The 7,525-nt window shown below is 69.6% G+C and carries 8 protein-coding genes and 5 pseudogenes; 5 read left to right on the top strand and 8 right to left on the bottom strand.

What is annotated here, in order from left to right:
• Positions 1-202, top strand: a pseudogene (locus tag JK364_RS56720) (hypothetical protein); the annotation flags it as partial.
• 5 nt (positions 203-207) lie between these two features.
• Positions 208-439: pseudogene (locus tag JK364_RS53700) on the top strand (TIM-barrel domain-containing protein); the annotation flags it as partial.
• A 5-nt stretch (positions 440-444) separates the two neighbouring features.
• On the opposite strand, the gene JK364_RS53695 reads toward JK364_RS53700, so the two are convergent.
• On the bottom strand, positions 445-1,326 hold the full coding sequence (locus JK364_RS53695) for a TIGR03620 family F420-dependent LLM class oxidoreductase (protein WP_201858763.1): 882 nt from the start codon (positions 1,324-1,326) through the stop codon (positions 445-447).
• The gene (locus tag JK364_RS53690) at positions 1,323-2,249 is read right to left on the bottom strand and encodes an NmrA/HSCARG family protein (RefSeq protein WP_201858762.1); all 927 of its coding nucleotides are present in this window, start codon (positions 2,247-2,249) and stop codon (positions 1,323-1,325) included. Before JK364_RS53690 ends, JK364_RS53695 begins: the two co-directional genes overlap by 4 nt.
• Before the next feature lie 119 nt (positions 2,250-2,368).
• Here JK364_RS53690 and JK364_RS53685 point away from each other — a divergent pair, with 119 nt between their 5' ends.
• A complete protein-coding gene (locus JK364_RS53685) occupies positions 2,369-2,944 on the top strand; it encodes a TetR/AcrR family transcriptional regulator (RefSeq protein ID WP_307841719.1) in 576 nt (191 codons plus the stop codon).
• A gap of 386 nt (positions 2,945-3,330) precedes the next feature.
• Here the strand turns inward: JK364_RS53685 and JK364_RS56715 are convergent.
• The 4 genes and pseudogenes from JK364_RS56715 to JK364_RS53665 form a co-directional block, all read right to left on the bottom strand.
• A pseudogene (locus JK364_RS56715) lies at positions 3,331-3,532 on the bottom strand (cytochrome b N-terminal domain-containing protein); the annotation flags it as partial.
• A gap of 54 nt (positions 3,533-3,586) precedes the next feature.
• Positions 3,587-4,669, bottom strand: coding sequence for an RNA polymerase sigma factor SigJ (sigJ, locus tag JK364_RS53675; RefSeq protein WP_201858760.1), 1,083 nt, complete (start codon positions 4,667-4,669; stop codon positions 3,587-3,589).
• Positions 4,670-4,923: 254 nt separating this feature from the next.
• Positions 4,924-5,388, bottom strand: a complete 465-nt coding sequence (locus tag JK364_RS53670; RefSeq protein ID WP_201858759.1) for a cupin domain-containing protein — start codon at positions 5,386-5,388, stop codon at positions 4,924-4,926.
• A 38-nt stretch (positions 5,389-5,426) separates the two neighbouring features.
• Positions 5,427-6,125, bottom strand: coding sequence for an NAD(P)-dependent oxidoreductase (locus JK364_RS53665; RefSeq protein WP_201858758.1), 699 nt, complete (start codon positions 6,123-6,125; stop codon positions 5,427-5,429).
• A gap of 276 nt (positions 6,126-6,401) precedes the next feature.
• Here JK364_RS53665 and JK364_RS58400 point away from each other — a divergent pair.
• Positions 6,402-6,587 (top strand): annotated as a pseudogene (locus JK364_RS58400) (helix-turn-helix domain-containing protein); the annotation flags it as partial.
• On the opposite strand, the gene JK364_RS53655 reads toward JK364_RS58400, so the two are convergent.
• Positions 6,583-6,786, bottom strand: a complete 204-nt coding sequence (locus JK364_RS53655) for a hypothetical protein (RefSeq protein ID WP_201858766.1) — start codon at positions 6,784-6,786, stop codon at positions 6,583-6,585. The pseudogene JK364_RS58400 and the gene JK364_RS53655 overlap by 5 nt on opposite strands.
• 69 nt (positions 6,787-6,855) lie before the next feature.
• Between JK364_RS53655 and JK364_RS53650 the strand changes: the two are divergent.
• Positions 6,856-7,281 (top strand): annotated as a pseudogene (locus JK364_RS53650) (ATP-grasp peptide maturase system methyltransferase); the annotation flags it as partial.
• 39 nt (positions 7,282-7,320) lie between these two features.
• On the opposite strand, the gene JK364_RS53645 reads toward JK364_RS53650, so the two are convergent.
• Positions 7,321-7,525, bottom strand: a 205-nt coding sequence (locus tag JK364_RS53645) for a zinc-binding dehydrogenase (RefSeq protein WP_201858757.1), incomplete at its 5' end; no start/stop codon positions are given.

Here is a 7,525-nt window from a genome sequence, read left to right as displayed (position 1 = left end):
AGTGCGCCAGGTCCACCGGGGCTGAGGTGCCGGGCCCGTCGCCCCCGAGGCACCCCAGCGGGGCCACCAATGTCCCCTCGTACTTCTCCTTCGAGTCCTTCTTCGAGAAGACGCAGGTCGGGTACGGCTCCGCGGTCTCCACCGCGCTCACCATGATCATCCTGGCGCCGCCCTGGCGGCCTTGCGTCTGCAAACGCGGGCGGCGCACTGCCGCTGTCCGTCTTCCACTTCGACTGCTTCTGGATGCGCGAGTACCAGTGGTGCGACTTCACCTGGGATCCGCGGGTCTTCCGCGACCCGGAGGGCATGCTGTGCCGGCTGCGCGAGCGGGGCCTCGAGATCTCCGTCTGGATCAATCCGTACGCCGGCCAGCGCTCCCCGCTCTTCGCCGAGGGCAAGGCCGCAGGCCGTTCTGCTGAAGCGGCCGGACGGCTCGGTGCCCGGTCAGACGGGGAGGTGCATGGCGAGTTGCTCCCACTGCCGTACGGACGGGGAGTCGGGTGTGGTGGTCATGAGGTGGAGGCTGACGTGGTCGGCTCCGGCGTCGAAGTGTTCTTGGACGCGGTGGGCGATGTCCTCGGCACTGCCGTGAACTACCAGCGCGTCGACCAGCCGGTCGTCGAGTGCCCCCGGGGTCTCGTATCCGAGTCCTCGCAGCAGTTCGCGGCGGTTCGGCAGAGCGGCCGCGGCCGTGGTGCGAGCCAGGTCGGCGGTGTCCGCATGGTCGTGGCTGAGCACGCACATCTGGGTAATGGCCAACAAGCCGTCGTCTCCGAGGATGGCCCTGGCGGTGCGGGTGTACTCGATGGGCATGCCCAGCACCTTTGCGCCTCGGGCACGTTCGGCAGCAAGGGCAAGCATGTCGGGATCCAGGGCGGCGAGTACGCGGTGCGGTGAGGCAGCCGTGTCGGGAGGCCCGAACGGGGCGGTGTCCAGCGCGTCGAGGTAGGAGCGCATGGTGGCCAAGGGGGGGCCGAAGCGGTGGCCGCGGATGTCCTCGGCCAGGCTGGGATGGCTGTCCCACAGGCCGAGCAGGAACCGTCCGGGGAACGCCTCCTCCAGGGTGCGCTGCGCGGCGGCGGCCGTGACCGGGTCGCGGGCGTAGATGTCGGTCATGCCCGCGGCCACGGTCATGTGCCGGGTGGCCGACAGGAGGATCGCGCCCTGCGCCATGGCCTCCCGTCCCATGATCTCGGGAAACCACAAGGTGCCGTAGCCGAGGTCCTCGATCATGGCGGCGGCCTTACGGACCCCGGTGGCGGAGAGATGATCGAAGTCCCCCGCCCAGATCCCGACGCGTCCGAGGCCATGGGTATGGGCGCTCACGCGTCCTGCCCCGCGGCGCGCGTGGAGTCCAGGAAGGCGGCGATCTGGGACGCGCCGGTTCGCTCCAGCCAGGCCCCGAAGTCCATCGTGGCGGGGTGGATCTTCCGGGTGGCGGGAATGTCGGCGCGATAGCCGTCTGTGTTGAGCCACTCGTTGGCATAGGCGAAGTCTTCGCTCAGGGCCCGGATCGCGTCGATCGGGACCTGAACGTAGGGCAGCGGTATGCCGAGCGCCTTCCCGATGGCCGTGGCGATCTGAACCGGCGTGAGTTCGTCCCCCGCCAGGGAGACCTCCCGGCCGATCCACTCCTTCGGCCGGGAGAACGCCAGCGCGGCCACGGCGCCGACATCGTCCACGGCCATGATCTGCTGCGGGACATCCGGCGCGAGCCCGGTGGACAGATTCCCGTTGCGCAGCGCGTATCCGCCGGTGAAGTTCTCCATGAAGGACACCGGCCTGAGGATCGTCGCCGGCAGGCCGAGCGCGGCGATGTGCTGCTCGATCCGCCACTTGCTGACCAGGTTCACCGGCAGCTTCTCGTCAAGGTGCCGGTCCGCTTCGGCGACCGATGTGAAAACGAAGTGCCCGATGCCCGCGGCGTGCGCGGCTTCGGCGACGTTCACACCCCAGCGCACCTCGTCCTCGGCGCTGAAGTCCGGCGCGGTGCCGGGCGAGCCGACGGTGGGCTGGACGCTGAACAGGCCCCAGGCGCCCTCGGCCGCGGCAGTCAGGGAGCCGACGTCCTCCATCTGCGCCCGCACGACCCGTGCCCCGGCCTGCCTCAGCGCTGTCGCCTGCGCCCCGTGCGGGTCACGCGTCAGTGCACGCACCTGCCAGCCGTCCCGGAGCAGGTGATGCGTCACGGCCCTGCCCTGCAGGCCGGTCGCTCCCGCTACCACGACGGTCTCATGCGTCAGCTTCATGTTCTTCTCCATCGCGTCCACGCGGAGGGGGAGCCACTCCGTAATTGGGGTGGGCCCCCGGTTATCGTTGGCTACGATATGGAGGGCCACCCCATTTTTTCAAGTCGTCAGGAGTGCCCGTGCCCAAGGACGCCGCCCCGCCCCGTCGGACGATGCGCGCCGACGCCCGCCGCAACGCCGAAAAGATCGTGGCCGCCGCCGGGGCCCTGATCGCCGAGCGCGGCGCCGGCGCCTCCCTGGAGGAGGTAGCCCGTCGCGCCGGAGTCGGCTCGGCCACCCTGCACCGCCACTTCCCCTCCCGTCAGGCACTCCTGGAGGCGGTCTTCAAGGATCGGGTGGAGGCTCTGTGCGCGAAGGCCGGCGATCTGCTCGCCGAACCCGACCCGGGCCAGGCCCTGTCCACCTGGCTTCGCGCCGTCGGCGCACACGCCGTGGCCAACCGGGGGCTGGGGGCGTCCCTGATGCGCGACGCGGACCCGGCACTGGGCGAGACCTGCCACGACATGATCACCAATGCTGGAGAAGCCCTCCTCGCACGCGCCCAAGCGGCAGACGCCGTGCGCCTCGAGATGACCATCACCCAGTTGCTGAAACTCGTTGGCGCCATCGCGCTGGCCACCGAGCAGGACATCGACGGCCCGGCCGAGGCTGACCTCCTGCTTGCGATCGCCATCGACGGCGTACGTGCGCGCTGACCCGGACTCTCACAAACGGGGGGTCCCGACGCTGAGCATCGGCCTATCGCGAAATCGGACCATCCGAGTGAGTGGTCAGCGGTTGCCGCGGGTTGATGGCGGCGCCGCGGATCAGCCACAGCAGGCTTCCGATCATCCCGTGGTGCGCTGGTGCAGGTAACGGTCAAGTCTGGTGAGCGCACCGGGCCGGTGGCCGTGGAGCCTCAGGTTGCCTTCCAGGGCTGCGATCAACGCGGTCCACTGCTGGTTCTGGCCGACGCTGGTTCTGGCCGACGCTGGTTCTGGCCGAATGGTCCGGTGCGGACCATGCCGAACCTGCCGGCGATCCGTTGTCCGCGGGTGCCGGAGAGCAGTCCGGTGCGCTCCAGGCTGATTCCGGCGTAGCCGATCAGGTGGGCGATGACCAGCGCCGCCATGATGCCCGGCAGCGACAGCACATGCAGGGCAGTACAGCCGCAGCACCGCCTCGTGTCCGGGGAACTCCCCACCGAAAAGGAACATCGACGAAGGGGCCGACCAGCGGCACGGACAGCAGCGCGCCGTCCAGGAGCCGGTGCCGGAGAGCAGGCCGTCGGGGATTTTCTCCCCGCCTCCGGCTGGGCGTGCCCCCGTCTCGTGCGAGTTCGGGTGCCTGGCCGCGGGTCATGCGCGTTCTCCGGGGACGGGCGGTTGGGAGACCTCGGGGCGACCCGAGGCCGTGTCCTCGTCCGGCGCGTTCCGCTCATCGTCCGGTCGTACGTGGGTGAGCTTGGCGGGGTTGGTGACGATGTAGACGCCGGAGACCTGGTCGCCGTCCGCGGTGAGGTCCATGACCATCACGGCATACGGGGAGTCACCCGTGAACAGCACCGCCGCGTCGTCGCCGTTGACGCGACGGTAGCGGATGTCCATATCCTCAACGCGCCGCGTGGCGTAGCCGGCCAGCATGCGGGCGGCCTTCTCCCGGCCGTGGACCGGGCGCAGCCCGGCCGTCTGCCGCGCGCCTCCGCCGTCGATCCAGACCGTCACGTCCGGGGCGAGGATCTCCATGAGCGCGTGGATGTCGCCGCCGAGGGCGGCCGCGACGAACCGCTCGGTCGCCTCCCGCCGGACGCGGGGGTGAGCGCGGTAGCGGGGGCGGCGGGCGTGGACATGGGCGCGGGCTCGGTGGGCGAGCTGACGTACGGAGGCAGGGCTGCGGTCGAGCATGCCGGCGATCTCGGTGTGGGGATAGGCGAACACCTCGTGGAGGATGAACACCGTCCGTTCCAGCGGTGTGAGGGTCTCCAGGACCACCAGCATCGCCATGGAGACCGAGTCGGTGCGGACCGTGTGGTCGGCGGTATCCGGGGCGAGGCCGGTGGTGGCATCGGTGACCAGGGGTTCGGGCAGCCAGGGACCGACGTATGACTCACGGCGGGAGGCGATGGCTGCCTGCCGGGCGAGCGCGTGGTTCACCGCGATGCGTACGAGATAGGCGCGCGGGTTGCCGATCTCCGCCAGCGGCGCCCGGCGGTTCTTGCCGGACCAGGACAGCCAGGTCTCCTGGAGCACGTCCTCGGTGTCGGCGACGCTGCCGAGCATGTTGTAGACGATGGAGAACAGCAGCTCGCGGTGGTCGATGAAGAGCCGCGTCGCGGTGTGCGCCGGGCCGTCCTGCCGATTTCCCAGGCCCGGTCCGCGCGGCGCGTCCTGCGCCGGTCCTGCCCCGCCCGTTGCCGGGCTGTCGTCGGGTATGGCTGCCATGGGTCGTCCTCCTGTCCGGCGCTTACTATTGAGAGGGACCGGGCGGTTGGAGTGTGACATCTACCCGGTGAGCATGATACGGGTCACCGGCCGGCCCTTCGGAGTTGTCCTTGCCCGAGCCGGCCGCCCGGCCCGGCGTACTGCTGAACACCTCTGCACCGGTTCATCGCTCATCGTCCGGGCCCGGACGATCCATCCCCTCTCCTTGGGGAAGGAGGACCTGATGGGGTCACCCCTGCGCTGCGCGGAAGCCCTCAACTCGGTTCCTGGTAGCCGATGTGGTGCTTTGCCGCGATGGGATTGATCTTGACGGGGTCCAACCGCCCGTCGGTGAAGACAGCGGGCCCCGCCTCGATCAGATCCTCGACATACAGCTCCCAGCCGCCGGGCGAGGAGATCTGCAGGACTCGGGGCGGCGGGTCGGAGGCGCTGCGGAGGGCGTGGGGGACGCCACGCGGAAGCAGCGCGAACGTCCCCTTGGGCGCATGGTGATTGCGGTCGTCGAACTCGATCTCGAGGATGCCGTCCAGCACGTAGATGCACTCGTCCGCGCGATGGTGGACATGCTTCGGGATGTCCTGGGCCACGGTCACCTCCAGCAGCGAGAAGCGCCCCTCGGTGTCGTCGGTCCTCGCCTTGACAGCGAACGCGGGCGGCAGCGGGATCCGCCCCGGCCTGGCGGCACCCGGCTCCAGCAGGATGAAACGGTCTTCAGGCATGAGCGTGGCCTCCTTGAGCGGCGCGGTCGGATCCGGATTCACTTCTTGCCTCCGAACGCCTCTTTCCGGATGACATCGAGAAAGCTCGGAACACCTTCCGTGGTGCGGACATCGACGAAGGCGCGTACATGACGGTCGCCGGCCGCCTCGCGCAGCAGCGCCTTTCCCAGATCCGCGCGCGAGGTGAACCGGCCGGGCAGGCGCGAGGTGGCGACCCGGTAGTCGCTGACGGCGTCCGCGTCGAAGAGACCGGCGGGGCGGATGATCGTCCACTTGTGATCGCTGTCGCGCACGATCTCCTCCATGCGCCGCATGTCGTCGTACACGGTGCGCCCGATGGTGCGCGCGATGAAGGGTTCGAGCACCTTCCGGAAGAAGAAAGTCTCGCCGGGTGCCGCCACGCCGAAGAGCACGGTCGAGGTCACACAGACCAGGCGTCGGACGCCGTGCTTCGTCATGGCGTGCGTGATGTGGGTGATGCCCTCGGAGTACACGGTGACAGGGTTTCGGCTGTAAGGCACCCCGAGCGTCGAGATCACCGCTTCCTGCCCGGCCACGGCGCGTTCCACAGCAGCGGGGTCGAGCACATCCGCGCCGGCCACCCGCAGTCGCGGGTTGCTCAGCGGGAACTCCTCGGGGCGGCGTGTGACGGCGGTGACCGTGTGCCCTTCGGCGATCGCCTGAGCGGTGGCCTGCCGTCCGGTCGGTCCGTTCGCCCCGAATATGACGAGTTTCACGTTTTTCTCCTCTCCTGCGGACGACTGCCGGTGGGCTTGAGAGTGCACACGGTGTCGTCGTCCAGGCTGGTCTTGTCATGTGGGAGGAGCCCGACGCGACGAATGTGACACCCCGCACCCAGGTGAGACGTGGACCACACCTTCCGGTTTGCGGACACGTCCGAGCAGGCGGCGCATCTCGGGAGTCAGCGCGTCACGGAGGCACGGCATGTCCAAAGGCTCGCCGCGAACCGCTGTTCTCCGTCGTCTACGACATGCTCGGCAGCGTCGCCGACATTCGGGGTTTTATCGAGGCGCCTTCGCCGGCCGAAGAGGCGGAGACAGCGGCCTGGAGCGGGGCGGTACCGTGTTCCGTTGCTGGAGCGGGTGCTGCTGGTGGCCGTGTACTACCGCACGAACCTCACGATGCGGCAGCTCGCGCCGCTGTTCGGCGTCTCGCCGGCCACCGTGTGCCGGGTCATCCGTTGTTGTGGTCGCGGTGACGGGGGCACTGGCACGGCGGCCACGCCTGCCCCATCGAGTAGACGTCGCTCTTCGCACCGGCGAGGACGGCAACGATCGCGCGCCGCGCGGTGACGATCCCGCCGTGCGCAATGGTGTAGACGCGCATCGTCATCTTCGGCCGCTCGTCCCGATCCGGGGACAGCGGCGCCGACCTCACCAGCCGGAAGGAATTCCGGGGCCACGCCACTGCCGGGGCCGTCCTGGTCAACGACGACGGGCAGGCCCTGCCCGTTCCCAGGCCGTCGTACCACACGCCGGGGATCTCTCGGCCCGCACCGCCTACGCCGACAGCGAGCGCGAGGCGAAGGTGCCACCGACCCTGCTGGAGGAGTGGATGCCCGCCTTCCTCGCCCAGCTCGCCGCGCCCGGCGCCCAGCTCGTATGCGCCACCAGCGGCGATGGCGCCTTACAGCGCTACGTGTTCGATGCCGACCGCGAATCCTTCGCCGCGTTCACCGAGAACGGCTCCGGCTGGACCGTCCGGCAAGGCGGTCCGGTGGCACTGTGGGACGACATCGAGCGGACGCTCATCGCGTGGCAGAACGCCGAACGTCCCGGCATCAGCACCGTGCGCCTCCGCGTCACCCCCCGCTCGCACACGTACTGGATCGGCGACCGGCCCGCACTGCGCTGGGAACACCGCCTCACCTGAGCGTCGACCCACCGGCTGAACGACCGCCCTACGCGATGGTCACTCGGTCGTGATGACGAGCTTGCCACCCTTGGGCGTGCGGTTGCGTTCGAGCTCCGTGAGGGCTTCGATCGCCTCGCCGAGCGGCACAGTGCGGGCGATCGGCAGTCGCAGTATTCCCTTCCCGACAGCCTGTGCGACCGCCTCGAGGTCCTCCACGCTGACTTTCGCGATCAGCACCTGATACGGCCCCGGCAGAGCGCTC

Origin of the sequence: Streptomyces endocoffeicus (assembly GCF_016741935.1) — a bacterium.
Classification (GTDB): Bacteria; Actinomycetota; Actinomycetes; order Streptomycetales; family Streptomycetaceae; genus Streptomyces; species Streptomyces endocoffeicus.
The sequence above is the reverse complement of the archived record's forward strand: the minus strand, read 5'-3'. Positions and strand labels throughout refer to the sequence as shown.